Source organism: Brevibacillus aydinogluensis (genome assembly GCF_961514395.1).
Taxonomy (GTDB): domain Bacteria; phylum Bacillota; class Bacilli; order Brevibacillales; family Brevibacillaceae; genus Brevibacillus; species Brevibacillus aydinogluensis.
This window is the reverse complement of sequence record NZ_OY569118.1, coordinates 1104831-1122500: the sequence shown is the minus strand read 5'-3', so window position 1 is coordinate 1122500 and position 17670 is coordinate 1104831. Positions and strand designations below refer to the sequence as shown.

Here is a 17670-nt window from a genome sequence, read left to right as displayed (position 1 = left end):
CCTTTACATGTTACGCTTTTGCTTTCATATGGGGACGGATGCTGGCGACACACTCAGAAGCGGCAGCAACAAATGCCCGCGCCTCCTCAATGGTGTTCTCCCGTCCCACGCTGATGCGAATGGCCGACAATGCCCGCTCCCTGTCCTGCAGAGCAGCCATCAATACCCGGCTGGGCTCGTTTGCCTTGGAGGAGCAGGCTGATTTGGTGGAAACGAGGTAGCCTCGTTCCTCCAACGCGTGCAGCAGCACTTCCGCCTTCATCCCGGGAAACGAGACGTTGACGATGTGAGGGGCCGCTCCCTCGCTTGGCGTGTTGACGACGCATCCGGGAATCTCGGCCAATCCCTGCCGCAGCACCTGGGTGATGGACGCCAGCCGGGCGGGTTCTTCCGGCCCCATCTCTTCCAGCAATCGGATTGCTTTGGCCATGCCGGCGATGGCTGGCAGATTCTCCGTTCCGGAGCGGAAACCACCCTCCTGCCCCCCGCCCATCAACAGCGGCTGGAGAATCAATCCTTCCCGTTTGTACAGGATGCCGACGCCACGCGGTCCGTAAAATTTATGGGCCGATACGCTGAGCAGGTCGATGCCCCACTCCTTCAGGCGAATCGGCAGTTTGCCGACGCTTTGCACGGCGTCGACGTGGAACAGGATTTTCGGGTGCTGCTTCAGCAGGGCGCCGATCTCGGCGATGGGCTGCACCGTCCCCAACTCGTTGTTTACGTGCATGACAGAAACGAGAATGGTATCCGGCCGGATTGCCCGTTTCAGGTCCTCTACAGAGACACGACCCGCACTGTCAACCGGCAAATACGTAACGGAAAAACCGAACTCTTCCAACTGCTTGCATACATCATAGACGGCGGGGTGCTCCACGCTCGTCGTAATGATATGTCTTCCCCGGCTCTGAAACTGCATGGCCACACCTTTGATCGCCGCGTTGTTGCTCTCGGTGCCGCCGGACGTAAAGATGATTTCCGACGGTTTGCACCCGAGGAAACGGGCGGCTACCGCGCGTGCCTGCTTCAGGATGTTCTCTGCTTCGAGCCCTTTTTGATGCAGCGAGGACGGATTCCCATAGTAGGTCTCCATCGCCCGTTTGACCACCTCAACCACCTGCGGATGAGGACGAGTCGTGGCGCTGTTGTCCAAATAAATCACCAGTCCACACCTTCCTGAGGGCTGTTCGCCCAAAGTCTACTTTTCATCATAACACGACAGTTCCGATCAACATATAGCCGGGAGCATACTTCCCCTTATTTTCTCCCACTTTTCGGCGGGGAACAACGCCGGGGAGAAAAAAGCGGCAAAAACCTTCACAAATTGTTCACAAACACAAGCGCTTACATTGGCAGGCGGGCTCTTTACACAGCAATGTCCATTCGTTAGAATAGTCAATAAATTTAGAGAACGAGAAGCGAAGGAGAGAAGCACCATGACAACACGGACAATGGAGATGGAAGAGAAAATCCGCAAAATGGAGGCAGAACTGAGAAGGCTGCGTGCCGAATTGGCGAAGCTGGGCAGCAAGCAGTCTGATGAAACGGTGACGGTCTACCTGAACGAGGTGTACAACGGGTGAACCTTTGCCTTTGCCTTAGCCTTACCTGCCAGCGTGGAAGAAGCACGACTGTTTGTGCCGACTTCCACGCTTTTTTACGCCTTCGCCCCGGTCAATGATTTCCCCTTACCGCCTCACGCTCCGCCAGTATGCGTACCCGATCAGTATCAGCAACCCGACGATCGTCGCGATTACATATGCAAACTTTGCCGCCATCAGAGTACCTCGCTTTAGCTTTTTTCCGTAGTATGCGCATGTGCGGCTGTTCCTTTGCCAAAAAAGCCGTCCCCTATGTAATAAAGGGACGGCCTCGGCCAACGATTTATGCTTTTTAAGTCAGCCTGTATACGGAAGCGAACCGTGATAAACGCCGGAATATACCTCTGTTGCAGGGCCGGTCATGTACACGCGGTTGTCGCTCTCCCGCCATTCGACCACCAAATCCCCGCCCGCCAGATGTACAGTTACAGTCCGGTCGGTCAAGCCGCTGAGGCTGGCAGCCACCGCCGCTGCACACGCTCCCGTGCCGCAGGCGAGCGTCACTCCCGAACCGCGTTCCCAGACGCGGAACAGCACTTCCTGCCGGTTCAGCACCTGAATGAACTCCACATTGGTGCGCTCGGGGAACCACTCGTGCCGCTCGATGACCGGTCCGTACTTCACCACGTCCGCTTCGTTCAGCTCATCGACAATCAGCACGGCGTGAGGATTGCCCATCGAGACGGCAGTCATCGTAAACGTGCGGCCGTCGATGGTGAGCGGCTGGCCGATCACTCGTTCCCCCGGCTCTCCGGTCATGGGAATGGCCGACCGGACAAATTGCGGTTCCCCCATGTCAATGGTCACCAGCTCCACCTTGCCGTCGGCGCCCACCGTTACGGACGGAGTGACGATGCCGCCCAGCGTTTCTACGGAAAACGACGTCTTGTCCGTCAATCCGTGGTCGTACACGTATTTGCTCACGCAGCGCAGGCCGTTGCCGCAGTTTTTCGCTTCGCTGCCGTCGTTGTTGAAGACCCGCATGCGAAAGTCAGCCTGCTCCGAGGGCATGATCAGAATCAAACCGTCACTGCCGATGCCAAAGTTGCGGTCGCTGACCCGCCGTGCCAGTTCCGGCAGATCCACGCCCGTCAGCGGTTCGGAAAAACAGTCCACGTATACGTAGTCGTTGCCCAGTCCGTGCATTTTGGTAAATTTCATGGTTCGCCCCTCATTTTTGCTCCGAAATTGTATTTCTCGCTTTATCTTACCACAGAAGCCCTGGACGTGGGGAAGTGGTATACTACCCCTAGCCAATCTGCAGCAGGAGGTGTGCGGCATGGATATGTCCGCGCTGCGCTTCGCACTGGGCACAGTCAATCAGGCGAAACGGACAGCAGTCGTGTTGGCGACAGGAACGGAACCGATCTGTCTGGCGGTGCCGTCCGGCGTCTCCGCCCAGCCGCTTTCCGAGGAAGAGACGATCACAGGGGCGATCAACCGGGCCAAAGCGGTGTTGGACCGGGTCCCGAACGCCGACATCGGCTTGGGGCTGGAAGGGGGCTTGACGTTTGACGATCGGTACACGAATCAATGGTATCTGCTCTCCGTCTGCGCCGCTTGGGACGGCAGGCGGCTTTGCCTGGGCAAGGGACTGTTTTTTCCCATCCCAAACTCGGCGGTGGAACGGATCAAACAGGAAGGCATCGAGCTTCGGACGATCATCGACGAGTGGAGCGGCACCACGGGAACCAATCAGCGCGGCGGCGCTTACGGATTGTTGACGGAAGGACGAATCCGGCGCTCCGAGGTGTTTCGCGACGCCGTCACCGCCGCCGTCACCCCGTTCGTCTCCGCTTTGTACCGATAAGTCCCCGGACGACCGAACCGATCAGACAGGAAAAAACCTCTCCGTCACCGGAGAGGTTTTTTCGACGAGGCGCCACCGTCATCGGGCGATGTAATACGGGTAGATGATCAGCGCGCCAATAATGGCAATCGCCCCTACGATCATCGCCCAGACCCCGAGCGTACGAGCGTTTCGCCGGTACGCCAGGTATCCCAGCACCACGCCAATCGGAGCGACGATATACGGGAGAAGAAACAGCGACAGAATGGACAAGCCCAATCCTGTCCAACCAATCCCGCTGGCTCCGCCGTCAGCCTGCGTGTCGACGTCGTCAGTGGTGCGCGTGTCAGTGGTGCGCGTGTTCCGGACGGGTTCGGCAATTTCCGCGGCCGTTTCCACGTCGTTCCCGTTCAGGGTGGAGTCATCCTGGCGGTTGTCCCCCCGTTTCTCCCCTTCCCGGTCTGCCTGCTGTGTCAGATCGGCTCCTGCCGTGTCCACGTTTTGTTCTCCCAGGTAACGTTCCGTCTGGGAGTAGGGATCATACTGGATGTTCCCTCGGGAACGGGCGGCATTTTCATCCAACACAGCCCCCATCCAGGAGTCGGCGAACTCGGTATCCCGCTGATCGAACATCTCCGTCAGGCCGTTTTCTCCTTCCTTCTGCTCGGCATTCACACGCTCGTCTCGATCGTACGCCATGCCATGCTCAGCCCCTTTTTTCAAAAGGATTGTGATGAAGGAAGTAGCCTTATTCTCTGCCGAGGGTGTACAATTTAAACTGGAGGCGAGAGGATGAAACCAGAGAACCCCCTAACGATTGGCATCGACATTGACGGCACTGTCACGGAGCCGAGCAGCATTGTCCCTCTGATGAATGAAAGCTTTGGCAAACAATTGCGATACGAAGACTGTATTGATTACAATCTGGCCACGGTCTACGGGATCAGCGACGAAGTCTTTGCAGACTGGCTGGACAAGCACGGCGAGCGCCTGTACGACGTCGCCCCTGTCCACGGCGCGGCCGACCGGGTGCTGCGCCAGTGGTACAAGCGGCACAAACTGGTGTACATCAGCGCCCGCGAAGCCCGTCATCTGGAGGTCACCATAAAGTGGTTCTCCCGCTATCAGATTCCGTACCACCATATGGATTTGATCGGTTCGCACGACAAGCTGGCCGCCGCCCGAAAGTGGCAGGTGGACCTGTTTTTGGAAGACCGGTTGGAAAACGCGCTGCAGCTGGCTGAGGCCCTCTCCATCCCGGTCTTTTTGTTCGACACTCCGTACAACCAGGGCACGCTCCCCCGTCTGGTGCAACGGGTCACCTCCTGGGAGCAGGTGGACGCCCTGGTGGATCAGCTGGCGCTGGAAAAGGCCAACGCGTAAAGCGGCCACCCGCTCAACGGTGAGAGTGCCGTTCCCGCTGAGACCGCGGCGATGGGACAGAGTGCGGCCTGCAGCACATGGAAAAAAGACGCATCCCCGGCACGGGATACGTCTTTTTTCCTTACTTTTTCTCGTCTTTCTTCGGTTTGAACGTGTGACAACAGGTTTGGGAGGAGTCGTTCACCTGATCCTTGTGCTGGCTGTCGTGTCCGTACTCACCGGCAAACTCTTCCTTAAAATTTGCGTGGGCGTGACTGTCAATTTCCACCATGATCATCTCGGCGGAACAGTTGTTGCCTTCGCTCCAGTATTCGCAGTTGGAAACGCTGCATTTTACGATGGGCATGTGTCTCACCTCCTAGAGGCTATCCTTTACCACGCACATACAGCTTATACCCCCGCAAATTAAGGCTTCCTTGACATCACGCCGTTCGGCAAAACCATGACTGCCGCCTTCCTGGCATGTTTCGCGAAAGGAGACCTGTTTCATGAGCAACCCGCGCATCGTCGTCATTACCGGCGCAGCAGGCGGTCTCGGGCAGGAACTGACGAGACTTCACCTGACAAAAGGAGATACCGTGGTCGCGACCGGCCGATCCATGGACAGTCTGGCAGCGATGCACGAACGTCTGGGTGCGTCCGACCGCCTGTTTCTCCATCAGCTCGACGTCACCGCCAACGAAGCCGTGCAGCATTTTGCCGACTGGGTACAGCTTCGCTTTGGCCGCTGCGACCTTCTCTACAACAACGCGGGCACTGCCGTATTCGTTCCGCTGGCCGAGATGCGCCAAGACCAGCTGGAAACCATTCTGGCTACCAACATCGCCGGTCCGCTGTATGTGATCCGCGCGTTTTTGCCGATGATGCTTGCGGCCCGCTCCGGCCACATCGTAAACATCGCATCGCTCGCCGGCCAGGTGGCGACGGCAAAAGCGGCCGTGTACGCTGCCAGCAAAGCAGCTGTGATCCGGCTGAGTGAGGGACTGCGCCATGAGTTGGCAGACAGCGGCATCCACGTCACCTGCGCCATGCCCGGACCGATCGACACGCCGTTTTTGCAGCGGGCGGACCAGACAGGCGCGTACCGGGAAAAAGTCCGCCGCTATCTCCTGACGCCGGAGCAGACAGCGGCTCGAATCATCCGGGCTGTGGAAGCAAAGCAGCCGGAAGTGGCCATGCCCCTCCGGCTGCATCTCCTGTCACTGCTCTACACGATGCTGCCCCATGGCGTGAAGCGCCTCCTCGCCCCCCTGCTGAACCGGAAGTAGCTCCGGCTCATCCAGCCGCCGCAGCGCCACATACGCGAGCAGACCGGTCACCACGCAGACGACGGAGGCAGCGCCGAACATTCCCTGCACTCCGCATACGGGGATGAGCCAGCCGGCAGCAGCCGCCCCGGCTGGCATGCCCGTCCCCGTAATCGTGCGGACGCTGGTCAGCACCCGCCCCAGCAGTTCTTCGGGCACGTGTTTTTGCAGATGACTGCGGTACAAGATGTTGTAGGGTGAAAAACTGAGTCCGGCCAGCGCCATCGCCAGCATCGCCACCTCGACGCGGGTAAACAGGGCAAGCGGCAGCGTCGTGATCCCCCACAGGCCGATGATGGCCGCCAGCGTCACGCCGGTCGGGAGTTTCCAGGTAACAGCGGAAAACAGGATCGACCCGAGCAGCGCCCCCGCCGCCAAGGCGGACCAAAGCAGTCCGAGCGAGACTGCTCCGCCTTCCAGATCGTTATTGGCGTACAGCGGCAGCCCCACCTCCACCGGGCCGTACGCCATGTTGAAGAAAAAGGTGAACAGCACAAGCCACAACAGGCGGCGGCGCCCCAGCAGGTAACAGTAACCGGTGCGGATGTCGGCGATCAGCGAACGCAGGAACGGACCGAATGCGACCACACTCCCGCTGCTTTCCGCCGCCTTCCCTTGGATCTCCTCTGCCTCTTTTTCGTCCATCCGCCCGACAGAGAAACTGTCCACTCCCGCGGCCGGCTTCAGGCGGGAAAAACAAAAGGCACAGAGGAAAAAGCCGATGGCGTCCACAATCAGCACGTTGGCCGCCCCGATCCAGGCGATCAATACCCCGGCCGCAGCGGGCCCGAACAGATAGTTAATCTGCCACTGGCTTTCCATCAGACCGTTCGCCTTGACCAGCAGGGATTTGTCCGTCACCAGCCGGGGCAGCAGGGTCTGGGCACCCGCGCTGCTGAGGGGTGAGAGCATCCCGGCGATGACGATCAGTACGTATACCAGCCACAGCGGCGTCCCCTCCATCTGCAGCAGCAGCACCAGCGTGAAAAAGATCAGGCCGCGCAGCACGTTGTCCAGCATGATCAGCTGCCGCCGGTCAAAGCGATCCAGCAGAACCCCGGCGACCAGCCCGGCAAGCACTGCGGGGATGTTGTATGCCAGGACGACACCCCCCATGGCGGCAGACGAACCGGTCTTGTTCATCACAAACCAGGTCAAGGCCAACCATCCAAACTGATTGCCCAGGCCGGACAAAAACAGTCCCACCCAGTACCAGCGAAACGACGATTGCCTCCACAGTTCCTTCACGCCAATCTTCCTTTTCTTTCCGATTTGAGCATTATTGTAGCCATTTTTCTAAACTTTTTCAATTATTATATTTATTAATAGGAACTCCATCACTATTCGAAATACATGCTTGAAAACTTGCAGGTTTATTTGATAAAATTCGTTCAAACAAATTTGAACGTTTCGATAATACCGTAATGTTCAAATGATTTTAAGAGGGTGATTATTTCTTGAAACGTTATATGGTCATCGAAAGTCTGGAACAACTCCGCGCCATTAGTGACGCGCTGCGCCTGGAAATGATCACGATGCTGACCAAAGACGCGTACACGGGAAAACAGTTGGCCGGGATGCTTTCTCTCTCTCCTTCCAAGGTTCATTACCATCTGAAGGAGTTGGAGCAACAAGGCTTTGTCCGCGTGGTCCGCACCGAGGAGAAAAACGGAATTGTGCAGAAGTTCTACCGTTCCGTCGCCTTCGATTTCAAGGTGAGCGAAGACCTGCTGCCGTCCCTGCGCGAGGACACCCTTTTACAGCAAGAAGTAATGCTCAACCACCTGCGTACCAGCATCACGCGGCTGTACAACGCGCCGGACGAATCGTTTCTGCTCTTTGCCGAAGAGGAAAAACGACCGCCGCTCTACGCCTTCAACGGGGAAGTTAAGGCGCCGCGGGACGAGATCAAGGCATGGATCAAAAAGTATCACGCCTTGCTTGCGGAATTGAACGAGATGGAGGAACGCCACCTGCAGCGGATCAGGGCCGGGGAGGCGGAAGATACGGGAGAAGTGTTTTACTTCGTCGGCGTCGGCTTCATGACCCACGAGCAGATCTACGTGGCCGACGATGAATCGCTGCCCGAGGGATTCGTGCATGCAGACGATGTAACGGTAAGGAAAATGGGCAGGAGGAAAACGGAATATGACCCAGGCAACTAAACGCGCACTGTGGAAAAACAGCCAGTTTGTCCGGCTCTGGTTCGGCAACCTGATTTCCGCGCTGGCCGACGGTGCGTTCTTCGTCGCCCTCTCCTGGTTTATCGTGGACGTGACCGGATCGGAGACCGTGCTCGGCACCACCTTGATCTGCATGTCCATTCCCCGCCTTGTGTTTATGCTGGCGGGCGGAGTGGCTGCCGACAGGATCAGCCGCAAACGGATCATGGTCGGCTCCATTTTGGCCCGGGGGATGGTGCTCTCCGGCTTCGGCCTGCTGCTCATGTACGACGATGACCAACTGCTTCCCTACTCCGCCTACGCGATGGCCGCCCTGTTCGGTACGGTGGACGCTTTTTTCTGGCCCGCGCGCAGTTCCATTCTGCCGTTTGTGGTCGGCCGCGACCAGTTGGCCGGAGCAAACAGTCTGATGGAAATCTCGCAGCAGCTCAGCATGGTGTGCGGTCCGCTGGTCGCCGCCATGCTGCTGCACACCGTACCGTACCCGCCGATGTTTTTGATCATGGCTGCCGCCTTTTTCGCCGGTACGCTGATTCTCTTCACGCTCCGGCTCCAGCCCGCCCAAACGGCGCCTTCGGCAGAATCGGATCACCAGCGTGCATCTCGGCCTTCCTACTTCCGCGACGTCTGGGAAGGCATCCGCTTCACCTTTTCCATCCCGATCCTGACGATCATCTTCGGGACGTCCCTGGTGCTCAACATGATGTTTTCCGGTCCGGTCAACATGGGCCTGCCCCTTTTGGTCAAGCAGCTCGGCTGGGACGGCAGCGCCTACAGCTCGCTCAGTTCGGCTCTCGGCGTAGGCACCATCGCCGGCGGTATCATCACTGCCTTGTGCGGCGGATTCCGCGGGCGCTACAAGTTCCTGCCCCTGATAGTCGGTCTGATGGGGGCAGGCATCGCCGCCGTCTCGTTCATGCATCAATTGGCGTTTGGGCTGGCGATGCTGTTCGCCGTCGGCATGGCGATGAGCATGACCAACATTCCGCTGATCACCTACATACAGACGATCGTTCCCGACGCCAAGTTGGGCAGGGTGATGTCGCTGCTTACACTGATGTCGGTCGGTCTGGGCCCGGTCAGCTACGCGCTTTGCTCTGTTCTCCTGGAGCGCAGGTGGGCCGCTCCGGACACACTGCTTTTGATCGGCGGTCTGTCACTCGGGACGGTCGGCCTCAGCCTGCTTTTGTTCCGGTCGTTTCGCCAAATGGAGGAGCATCCGCTCTGGTCCGGCCGGACGGCGGCGGAAACGACCGACTCGCCGCAGCCGCACCAACCTGGCGACGGCAGCCGCAACGAACAAACACCCGCAGCGCTGTAACGCCTGCGGGTGTGTTTTCCTTTTTGAAGGCGAAGCAGTCAGTCATGCGCGCCCTTCCCTGCGGAAAGCAGGCGCCGCCGCGTGTTACGACGTCTTCCATTTCGCCAGTTCGTCCGGAAACTTGTCGTTCAACACTTTAATATAGGTGCCTTTCATGCCGAGCGAGCGGGACTCCAGCACGCCCGCGCTGGCCAGTTTTCTGAGCGCGTTGACGATGACGGAGCGGGTCAGGCCGGCCTGATCAGCCAGTTGGCTGGCGACGAGCAGCCCTTCCTTGGCATCGAGCTGTTCCATGATTTTCTCGATAGCGATCTGCTCGCTGTACGACAGGGACGAGAGCGCAATTTTGGCAAAGGTTTTGTCGCGCACCTCGCTTTCGATCTGCTCCGTGCGCTGGCGGACAATTTTCATGCCGATGACGGTGGCGCCGATTTCCGCCAGGATCAGATCCTCCGTCTCAAATTGGCCGTACGCCCGCAGCAGGACGAGTGTGCCGAGGCGGCTGCCTCCGGCGTTGATCGGCACGATGGTGGTCATCATCTGCGGGAAAAGCGACACCAAGTCGGGCGTCACCATGCTGTAGGGGCTTTGCACCGGTTCGTTGGCCAGTGATTGGCTTACCTCCAGCAGCCGCTGATGATAGCCGGCAGGAAGCAAGTCTTTCGTCTGCTCACCGACGGCAAAATCCTGCTGCAGTCCGCTGCCGATGATGGAGCCGTCGGCAGTGATGATGTAGACGTTGGCGTCGATGACGTCGGACAAAAGTCGGGCCAGGTCGTGGTAGCCGACACCGCTGCCTCCCATCGTTTTTTGCAGCATCACATTAATCTTTCTCGTTTTCTCCAGTAAATTCATTCCTTTTTTTCCTCCTTGCGGTTCTCTGTGGTCTCAGTATTGTCTGAAAAATCCCGGCTCATACGTGCAAATCAAAAAATAGACAATAAAAGAACAGGCGCAGGGCAAAAAAAATACTGCCTGAGCAGAATTTGCCAGACAGTTTTTTCCGTGCTTAGCGTATGTTGCGGCGAATGATTTCCTCTATCTGATCGGCGATCATATCAGTCGGCCGGTTCAGATCGGCCTCAGTCAGGCGGAAGCGGGCATAGCGCTCATCCAGGTTGAACGCTTCCTCAAGAGCGCCCAGCAGACCGCGCGCCCGTTTATCCAGTTCCAGCAGCACTTCCAGCTCTCCATCGCGAAGGTGAAAGACGGCTTCCAATTCTTCCAGACGGCTGCGGTACGGGCCGATCGGACGGAATTCAAATTCCTGCACGAACGGATAGCGGCGACCCAGGTAGCGATTGTACTCGCAGTCCACTTTGTACAGTTGGAACCCGATCCGTTGAATGGCGTCCAACACCTTTGCCATCAAGGGATGCGGACGAACCTCGATGAAGTCGGAATCAGCCGGGTCAATGGCGTTCTTGATGTCCAGCCCGGTCCGCAGATAGACCGGCTGCCGTCCAATCGTCAGCGGCGTCTCATACGGCAGTTGGAAGGCAAACGGCAGCACTCTTCGCTCTTTGGGCAGCAGTGTAAAGCGCTCGGACAGTCTGTGCTTGACCAGGATGCACTCCTCTTTTACCTTGCTGTCGTTTACTTCCCGTTCGTAGTGGGTGACGACGTACATGTAGATGTCGTCGATCTCCTGGGCCACGTCACCGCCCGCTATGTGGATTTCCCCTCTCACCATGTCGCCAGGCATGAGGGAATCCTGCTCCAGCCGGGCGTCAACCTGCGCGGAGCCGATCCCAACGCTGGCCAGCAGCTTTTTGAACATCGACATCGCTTCATTCTCTCCTTTGGTTCCGTTTGCTCCGCTGCGGTTCGCGTCCGCCGGAGTTTCAGTTTGGTTATACGGGTCGTGCAGCAGAAAGTTTCATGCGGAGACTGTATTTTTTTGACAATTTCGTCTGTTTGCCGTCAGGTCCCCTCCCGCTTCGTTTCCACTGTAACAAACAGAAACAGATCGCGGCTGATTGCCACCGTTTTCACCCGCACCTCGGCTATCGTGCCCTCGTCGTCCACCACGTACTCCCTTCTCCTGAGCATTTCATGCAGCACCTCGTGCACGCCGGCCACCTGCTCTACTTTTTTGCCCTTCAGGGAGGCGAGGTCTTTTTCCAAATGGCGCGCCACCTGTACCTCGATCGTCGGGTGCGGCTTCGGCTCCAGCACGACCACGCGGATCTCCTCGATCACCACGTCCTGCTTTTTGCGGGACACCCGCTGGGTCTGCCTCAGCGCCTCGTTCTCTTCCCGCAATTTTTCCGTCAACATTTGCAAACTCTGGTTCAGGACCAGCATCTGTTCCATTTCCCGACCGTATACCAGCAGCACCCCCGTCCCCCCCAACATGGCGCCCAACACCAGCAGGGCGACGTACCGCTTCCACAGACTTGCACTCATGAACGCACCTGCCACAGCCATTGGACGGTGATCGTGCCCATATGGGCGCCGAGAAACGCCACCACGATCATCACCAACTGTTTTACCACGGGGTGAAAGTGGCCCACGAGGATTTTTTCAATCTGTAAAAAGGAGTCAAACGTGCCGCCCAGAGCGCCCACCAGCCCCCAGATCTTCAACTGGTCCGCCAGTTCCTTCATCGACCAGAGCGGCGGTTTTTCTGCCGCCAGAAAATAGCCCAATCCGCCGGAAAGGGACCCGCCAACGACGATCCCGTACGCGATAAAAAAGGTAAGTATCACCTGAGACATGCCTTCATTCCTCCCGACAAGGCAGCGTATGCTTATCCCTACGCCGCTTGTCAGGCAAATATGAAGAAAACACCGGGGCTAGTACGGGGACATGCCAAACTGCCGGAGGGCTCGCCATTTCCCGGGACAAACGCACAGGCACGGCTCGTCCCTGCCCAAAAACACACGGCATGCCGTCGCTGACATGCCGTGCGTTTCATCTTTTTTTCGTCTCATCCGGCCCAGCCTGCGTTGGATGCGCGGCGCCTGCATGACCATCAGGTTCATGAACAGGTGAACCATGTTCGGATTGTGCAGAAGCTGCTGGAACACTTCCGGATTTTCCTTGAACCACCGTTCATTGGCCTGTACCCAAGCCCTGAAGCCCTTGTTGGTTTTGTAGTAACGGTTTAATCGGCTGATTGGGCGATATGCGCTCATCCTACTCTATCCCTTCGTCAAAGAAAATGGAGAGAAGAAAGATAATCACCAGGATCCAGATGATGACTTCAAATCCTTCGTGTTTGAATAATGTTCTCATTCTGTCCCTCCTCGTTGCTCCAGCCTGTACCCGTGTGCCGTACGTTCGGCCCATGGCCGTATACAGTATTAGGTATATGTCGCAAAAAGCCGGATGGATTGGACGGCCGCCTGTTGACTGCGATTTTCCGCTTTCGCCCAACGGCTGAAAGAGGTGCATAGTTCTTGCCAGCGTTCATCCATACTATCGGAGAGACTGTGTCACAAGGAGGCGGCGCCATGATTTTGGGAACGGAATCGCTCCGGCGAAACAAAACCTACACGCTGCTCTTGGCGCTGGTTTTTTTCATGCACGTGGCCGCCTATCTGATCATCCCCGTGTTTCCCGTCTTCCTGCAAGACGTGCGAACCTTGTCCCTTACACAGGTCGGACTGGTTCTCGGGGCGGGAAGCATTGCCTATCAGGCGGCCAGTCTTCTCGGGGGACCTCTGTCCGATCGCTTTGGCAGACGTTCCATCATGATAGCGGGCGCGCTGCTGCAGGGGCTGGCGATGCTCGGCTATCACGTTGGCCAGGCGTTTTGGCAGTTTCTCGTGTTTTCGGGCGTAAACGGTCTGGGCGTCGGGCTGCTCGCTCCGGCGATCAAGGCCACGATTGCTGACGCCGTGTCAGAGGAGGAGCGGACTGTCGCCTTTTCCTGGCGGGGCATTTTTGCCCATCTGGGGATTATTGTCGCCGGGCTGACCATCACCTGGTTGACCGCCCTTGGACGAACGCCCTTTTTGCTCTCCTCGCTGGTGTTTGCCACACTGGCCGTCATCACGCGGCTGACGCTGCCCAACGACCGATGCGTCGGTCCGGACTGCCGCCGGACGCCGCTGCCGGAATATCTGCAGATCCTGCGCCATCGCAGTTTCCTGATGTTCTCCGGCATCTCGCTGCTCATCTGGGCGTTTTATGCCCAGTTTGCCCTGGTGCTCCCTCTGCGCGGCGAACACGTGCTTTCCACTTCGACCCTGATCGGCTTGATCTGGACCATCAACTCCGTCAGCGTCGTGCTGCTGCAAGGTGTTATCTCCCGCTTCGTGTTGGCGCGGATCAATCCATATCTGGCGCTCGTGGCGGGGATTGCGCTGTTGGGCGCCGGGTTGTTCGGGATCGGCTTTGCCCGGCAATTCGCCACACTCAGCGCGTCTGCCGTGCTGTTTATTCTTGGGGAAATGATGTTTTTGCCCGTCCTGGACAGCCTGGTCGGTTATTTTGCCAAGGAGAACTGGCTGAACGCCTATTTCGGTGTGGCCAACTTCGTCTCCGGGATCGGGACGGCACTCGGCACCAGCATCGGCGGCACCCTGGTGGAACGGCTGGGCGGAGTAGCCAGTCCGTACCCCTGGATCGCCTACGCGCTGACAACGGTGCTGCTGGCGGCCATTCTCGGCCTGTTTGCCCTGTACGCCATGCCGCGCCACAAGCGGGGCAGAGTGCCAGACGCACAGGGAGAGCTGCACATAACGGGCAGAAAGGAGGGAAGCAAGACGTGAAGCTGCCGGAAAAACGCGTTTCCAACAATCAGGACGTACGGTCCGAGCGCAACGTCCAACCTGCATCCACGCAAAACGACAACCCCGGCTACGGGGACAAGAAGCTGGAAGGGCCTAATCGCCCCTCGACATAGCGGAAGGAGTGGTTCGACCACTCCTTCACTATTTTTCGACAACATTCGGGGAATTTATTGAAGGTTATGTCGATTTGCCCTATTATGAGGGAGAAGAATACCAAAATGCGGAAAGGACGTCGCGCCTTGCCTCTAAAATTTGCAACCCAAACGCGCCTTTACCCCTGGTTCCTCATGCTCCTGCCCATTCTGTTTACCTGCGTCGTGTACCTCGGGTACTCACAAGCACGACTGCAGTACTACACAAACGGAGTGCAAGCGATGGACAGGCAGTTGGATACTGTTTTCCAGATCCTTTCCTTGGTGAACGCTCGGGTCGAGGAAGGCTCCCTTACCATCACGGAAGCTGAAGAGCGAATGAAGGAATTCTTCGCCGGCCCCAAACGTCCTGACGGCACGCGCGACAGCAGCGCTGCCCGCTTGACGATGGGTGAGGGAGTAAGCCTGTTTGCATTCAACTCCCAAGGAATTCTGACGATTCATGCCGATTGGGAAGGGCAAAACCTGAACACCCTTCCCACTCCGGAAGGGCATCATCTCATCCGGGAAGTGCTGAACGAAGGTAAGCACCACCTCTCGTTTCAGTGGCAGCCCCCGGACGGCGCTTCTCCCGAGAGCAGAATTTCCGTCGTCCGCTACTTTCCGCAGTGGGACTGGTACGTCGGCATTGTGACGTCGGAAGAGCGATTTTATCAGCAATTTTCCATCTTCAAAGCGATGCTGATTATGCTGGTGGCCGGCAACTACCTGATCACGGCAATCCTGATCTACCTGACCCAGCGGCAGGAAAAGCTGCTGCTGAACTCCAAGCGGCGCGGCGAACAGCTGGCCGAAGCCAACCAGAGCATCCTGAAGTCGCTGGCAGTCGCCCTGGAGGAGCGGGATGCCTACACCTCGGGCCACTCCCAGCGGGTCGCCTATTACATGCGCGTCATCGGCAAGCAGATGGGCATGGACGAAGCGATGCTGGATACGGTGTACACCGGCGGACTGCTGCACGACATCGGCAAAATCGGTATCGAGGACAGCATACTGCTGAAACCGGGGCGGCTCACGGACGAAGAATACGAGATCATCAAAGCCCATCCGGTGCGCGGGGAAGCGCTGCTGCGCAAACTGTTTGTCCAGGCCGGGACGCAGGATTCAGAGCAGATCGAGACGATTCTCGTCATCACCCGTCACCATCACGAGCGCTTTGACGGGAAAGGGTACCCCGATGGATTGAAGGGACATGACATTCCGCTCGTCGCCCGGATCTCCGCTGTCGCCGACGCGTTCGACGCGATGACCTCGTCTCGCGCCTATCGGAAAGGGCTCTCCTTTTCCAAAGCGTGCGACGAAATCATCCGCAACACGGGCACGCAGTTTTGTCCCCAAGTGGTGGACGCCTTTTTTCAAAGCGTGACGGAAGAGACGTTCTATCACGCCCATCACATCTCACGGGCCAACCAGCTTTTGCTCGACCGATTTGACGACCGTGAAATCGCCCTGGCCCAGCCGTCTTACCATCGGAAATCGGGCATTCCGCTATAAAACAGCCATGCTGCTTTTCCACTTGGAGCAACATGGCTGTTTGTTTTTCACTCTCCCCTGTCGATGGGCACCCATCTGTACGGCAGGCCGTACGCATCCAGACGCTCGGCAAAGCGTTCCGCTTCCTGTTGCGGCGCGATCAACTGCAGATAACGGGTGAAGTAAAAGACAATCCGATCCTTCTCCTGCTCCTGCAGCCGGTAGTGGGACAACTGGGATACATCCTGGAGGGTGTGAAAGTAGTCATAGCGCTCAGGCGTCAGCGGGGCGCGAAACACGCGGCTGACCACCACATTCCCGCTGTAGGTTTCTTTCATGTTCGTTTTGGACGCCCCCAAAAACCGGAGCAGTTCACCCGCCCGGCGCGCTCCCACCTTGTCGGCCAGCATGCCGTCGTTGTACTCCACTTCCAGGTGGGTCAAGCGATGGTGGACGCTCTCCAGCATCGCCATCAGCACTTTGCGGACGGCCAGATTGCTCGGCGAAAAGCCGTTGTCGTAGAAGTTGTACTCAAACGACGTCTCTTCGCCCTGACGCCGGGTGTAAAACGTCACAGCGTTCACGCCACATTCCCCCTAGCGCGGCTTGATTGCGTCCAGCGCCGCCCGGTCCAGCTTGCGCACGGCAGCAAACAGCAGGCGCTTGGCCGCTTCGTAGTCGTCCCGGTCGATGATGGCCGCATGGCTGTGAATATAGCGGGCCGGGATGCCGATCACAGCGGAAGGCACGCCCTGGCCGTGGTACTGAACCGGTCCGGCGTCCGTGCCCCCTTTGGCGACATAGAACTGGTAGGGGATGTTCTCCTCTTCGCAAATCGCAATCAAAAAGTCGCGCAGCCCCGGCTGCAGGATAAAGACCGGGTCGTACAGCCGCATCAGCACGCCGCCGCCCAATTTTCCGCCCTCTTCCCTGACGCCGGGGATGTCGCCGGCCGGACTCGCATCCAATGCCAGGAACAGATCCGGTTCGATTACGGCCGCCGCCGTCTTGGCTCCGCGGGCGCCCGCCAATTCTTCCTGTACCGTGGCCCCCACGTAGACCACGTTGGGGTGGCTGGGGCAGTCGTGCAGCTCCTTGGCCAGCTCTACCGCAAGGCTGCAGCCGTAGCGGTTGTCCCACGCTTTGGCCATCAGCCGCTTCGGATTTGCCATTACGGTAAACGGACAGACCGGCACCACCGGCTGCCCCGGCCGGACGCCCAGCTGCTCCGCCTCCTGGCGTGAATCCACGCCGATGTCGATGTACATGTTGCGAACGTCCATCGGCCGATTGCGCTGATCATCGCTCAGCACGTGCGGCGGGATGGAGCTGATCACCCCGTCGATCGCACCGGCAGGAGTCAGGACCTGCACCCGCTGGGCCAGCAGGACCTGTCCCCACCAGCCGCCAACGGTTTGAAACGAGAGGAATCCCTTGTCCGATATCCGCGTCACCATAAAGCCCACTTCGTCCAAGTGACCCGCCGCCATGATGCGGGGCCCGTTTTCATCCCCGCGCATCACGCCGAACAAGCTCCCCAGATTATCGCAGACGATTTCCTGCGTATACCTCGATATGTACTCCCGCATAACGGTTCGCACGGGCGCTTCAAAACCGGAAACTCCCGGCGCTTCGGTCAATCTCTTCCACAGCTCAAGCTGAAACTGATTCATTCCGGCCAAAACCTCCTCCTGTACGCGGCAAAACCGCGTCCCTATT

21 protein-coding genes are annotated in these 17670 nt (G+C 58.2%); 9 read left to right on the top strand and 12 right to left on the bottom strand.

Annotated features, from left to right (window positions below; translation table 11 throughout):
* Positions 1-10: 10 nt before the first annotated feature.
* Complete coding sequence (locus Q7F15_RS05345; RefSeq protein WP_171567540.1) at positions 11-1162, bottom strand: cysteine desulfurase family protein; 1152 nt, start codon at positions 1160-1162, stop codon at positions 11-13.
* 274 nt (positions 1163-1436) lie between these two features.
* On the opposite strand from Q7F15_RS05345, the gene Q7F15_RS05340 reads away from it, so the two are divergent.
* Complete coding sequence (locus Q7F15_RS05340; protein WP_171567539.1) at positions 1437-1583, top strand: hypothetical protein; 147 nt, start codon at positions 1437-1439, stop codon at positions 1581-1583.
* Between the two features lie 315 nt (positions 1584-1898).
* On the opposite strand, the gene dapF is transcribed toward Q7F15_RS05340, so the two are convergent.
* Positions 1899-2762: a diaminopimelate epimerase gene (gene dapF / locus Q7F15_RS05335; RefSeq protein WP_304415210.1), complete on the bottom strand. Its 864-nt coding sequence runs from the start codon at positions 2760-2762 to the stop codon at positions 1899-1901.
* 118 nt (positions 2763-2880) lie between these two features.
* Between dapF and Q7F15_RS05330 the strand changes: the two genes are divergently transcribed.
* Entirely contained in the window at positions 2881-3411 is a 531-nt protein-coding gene (locus Q7F15_RS05330) for a DUF84 family protein (protein ID WP_304415209.1), read from the top strand.
* 78 nt (positions 3412-3489) lie between these two features.
* Here the strand turns inward: Q7F15_RS05330 and Q7F15_RS05325 are convergent, their stop codons facing one another.
* Positions 3490-4089 carry a DUF456 domain-containing protein gene (locus Q7F15_RS05325; protein WP_212133084.1) on the bottom strand — a complete coding sequence of 200 codons (600 nt, stop codon included), beginning with the start codon at positions 4087-4089 and terminating at the stop codon, positions 3490-3492.
* A 93-nt stretch (positions 4090-4182) separates the two neighbouring features.
* Here Q7F15_RS05325 and Q7F15_RS05320 point away from each other — a divergent pair, with 93 nt between their 5' ends.
* Entirely contained in the window at positions 4183-4773 is a 591-nt protein-coding gene (locus Q7F15_RS05320) for a 5' nucleotidase, NT5C type (RefSeq protein WP_304415208.1), read from the top strand.
* 121 nt (positions 4774-4894) lie between these two features.
* Here Q7F15_RS05320 and Q7F15_RS05315 read toward each other — a convergent pair whose 3' ends face one another.
* The gene (locus tag Q7F15_RS05315; protein WP_171567534.1) at positions 4895-5119 is read right to left on the bottom strand and encodes a DUF1540 domain-containing protein; all 225 of its coding nucleotides are present in this window, start codon (positions 5117-5119) and stop codon (positions 4895-4897) included.
* 142 nt (positions 5120-5261) lie between these two features.
* Here Q7F15_RS05315 and Q7F15_RS05310 point away from each other — a divergent pair, with 142 nt between their 5' ends.
* On the top strand, positions 5262-6041 hold the full coding sequence (locus Q7F15_RS05310; protein WP_230077261.1) for an SDR family NAD(P)-dependent oxidoreductase: 780 nt from the start codon (positions 5262-5264) through the stop codon (positions 6039-6041).
* On the opposite strand, the gene Q7F15_RS05305 is transcribed toward Q7F15_RS05310, so the two are convergent.
* Positions 5973-7328, bottom strand: coding sequence for an MFS transporter (locus Q7F15_RS05305; protein WP_304415207.1), 1356 nt, complete (start codon positions 7326-7328; stop codon positions 5973-5975). The two genes, Q7F15_RS05310 and Q7F15_RS05305, sit on opposite strands and share 69 nt — an antisense overlap.
* Before the next feature lie 209 nt (positions 7329-7537).
* On the opposite strand from Q7F15_RS05305, the gene Q7F15_RS05300 reads away from it, so the two are divergent.
* Complete coding sequence (locus Q7F15_RS05300; RefSeq protein WP_304415206.1) at positions 7538-8245, top strand: ArsR/SmtB family transcription factor; 708 nt, start codon at positions 7538-7540, stop codon at positions 8243-8245.
* A complete protein-coding gene (locus tag Q7F15_RS05295) occupies positions 8229-9584 on the top strand; it encodes an MFS transporter (protein ID WP_212133087.1) in 1356 nt (451 codons plus the stop codon). The genes Q7F15_RS05300 and Q7F15_RS05295 overlap by 17 nt, the downstream gene beginning before the upstream one ends.
* Before the next feature lie 84 nt (positions 9585-9668).
* Here the strand turns inward: Q7F15_RS05295 and codY are convergent, their stop codons facing one another.
* From codY to Q7F15_RS05270, 5 genes are all read right to left on the bottom strand, one after another.
* Positions 9669-10439, bottom strand: coding sequence for a GTP-sensing pleiotropic transcriptional regulator CodY (codY, locus tag Q7F15_RS05290; RefSeq protein ID WP_171567529.1), 771 nt, complete (start codon positions 10437-10439; stop codon positions 9669-9671).
* 154 nt (positions 10440-10593) lie between these two features.
* Complete coding sequence (locus Q7F15_RS05285; protein WP_171567528.1) at positions 10594-11370, bottom strand: sporulation protein; 777 nt, start codon at positions 11368-11370, stop codon at positions 10594-10596.
* 137 nt (positions 11371-11507) lie between these two features.
* Positions 11508-11993, bottom strand: coding sequence for a sporulation membrane protein YtrI (locus Q7F15_RS05280; RefSeq protein ID WP_171567527.1), 486 nt, complete (start codon positions 11991-11993; stop codon positions 11508-11510).
* Positions 11990-12304, bottom strand: a complete 315-nt coding sequence (locus Q7F15_RS05275; protein WP_029098722.1) for a YtrH family sporulation protein — start codon at positions 12302-12304, stop codon at positions 11990-11992. Before Q7F15_RS05275 ends, Q7F15_RS05280 begins: the two co-directional genes overlap by 4 nt.
* 78 nt (positions 12305-12382) lie before the next feature.
* Positions 12383-12724 carry a hypothetical protein gene (locus tag Q7F15_RS05270; protein WP_304415205.1) on the bottom strand — a complete coding sequence of 114 codons (342 nt, stop codon included), beginning with the start codon at positions 12722-12724 and terminating at the stop codon, positions 12383-12385.
* Between the two features lie 318 nt (positions 12725-13042).
* On the opposite strand from Q7F15_RS05270, the gene Q7F15_RS05265 reads away from it, so the two are divergent.
* The 3 genes from Q7F15_RS05265 (at position 13043) to Q7F15_RS05255 (ending at position 15972) form a co-directional block, all read left to right on the top strand.
* Positions 13043-14305 (top strand): MFS transporter, encoded by a 1263-nt coding sequence (locus Q7F15_RS05265; protein WP_304415204.1) that lies wholly within the window; start codon positions 13043-13045, stop codon positions 14303-14305.
* Positions 14302-14439 (top strand): hypothetical protein, encoded by a 138-nt coding sequence (locus tag Q7F15_RS05260; RefSeq protein WP_171567524.1) that lies wholly within the window; start codon positions 14302-14304, stop codon positions 14437-14439. Before Q7F15_RS05265 ends, Q7F15_RS05260 begins: the two co-directional genes overlap by 4 nt.
* Before the next feature lie 261 nt (positions 14440-14700).
* Positions 14701-15972: an HD domain-containing phosphohydrolase gene (locus Q7F15_RS05255; protein WP_171567523.1), complete on the top strand. Its 1272-nt coding sequence runs from the start codon at positions 14701-14703 to the stop codon at positions 15970-15972.
* Between the two features lie 47 nt (positions 15973-16019).
* Here the strand turns inward: Q7F15_RS05255 and Q7F15_RS05250 are convergent, their stop codons facing one another.
* Together Q7F15_RS05250 and Q7F15_RS05245 are read right to left on the bottom strand one after the other, a co-directional pair.
* Positions 16020-16535 carry a hypothetical protein gene (locus tag Q7F15_RS05250; RefSeq protein WP_171567522.1) on the bottom strand — a complete coding sequence of 172 codons (516 nt, stop codon included), beginning with the start codon at positions 16533-16535 and terminating at the stop codon, positions 16020-16022.
* A 12-nt stretch (positions 16536-16547) separates the two neighbouring features.
* The gene (locus tag Q7F15_RS05245) at positions 16548-17624 is read right to left on the bottom strand and encodes a M42 family metallopeptidase (protein ID WP_171567521.1); all 1077 of its coding nucleotides are present in this window, start codon (positions 17622-17624) and stop codon (positions 16548-16550) included.
* Positions 17625-17670 lie beyond the last annotated feature (46 nt).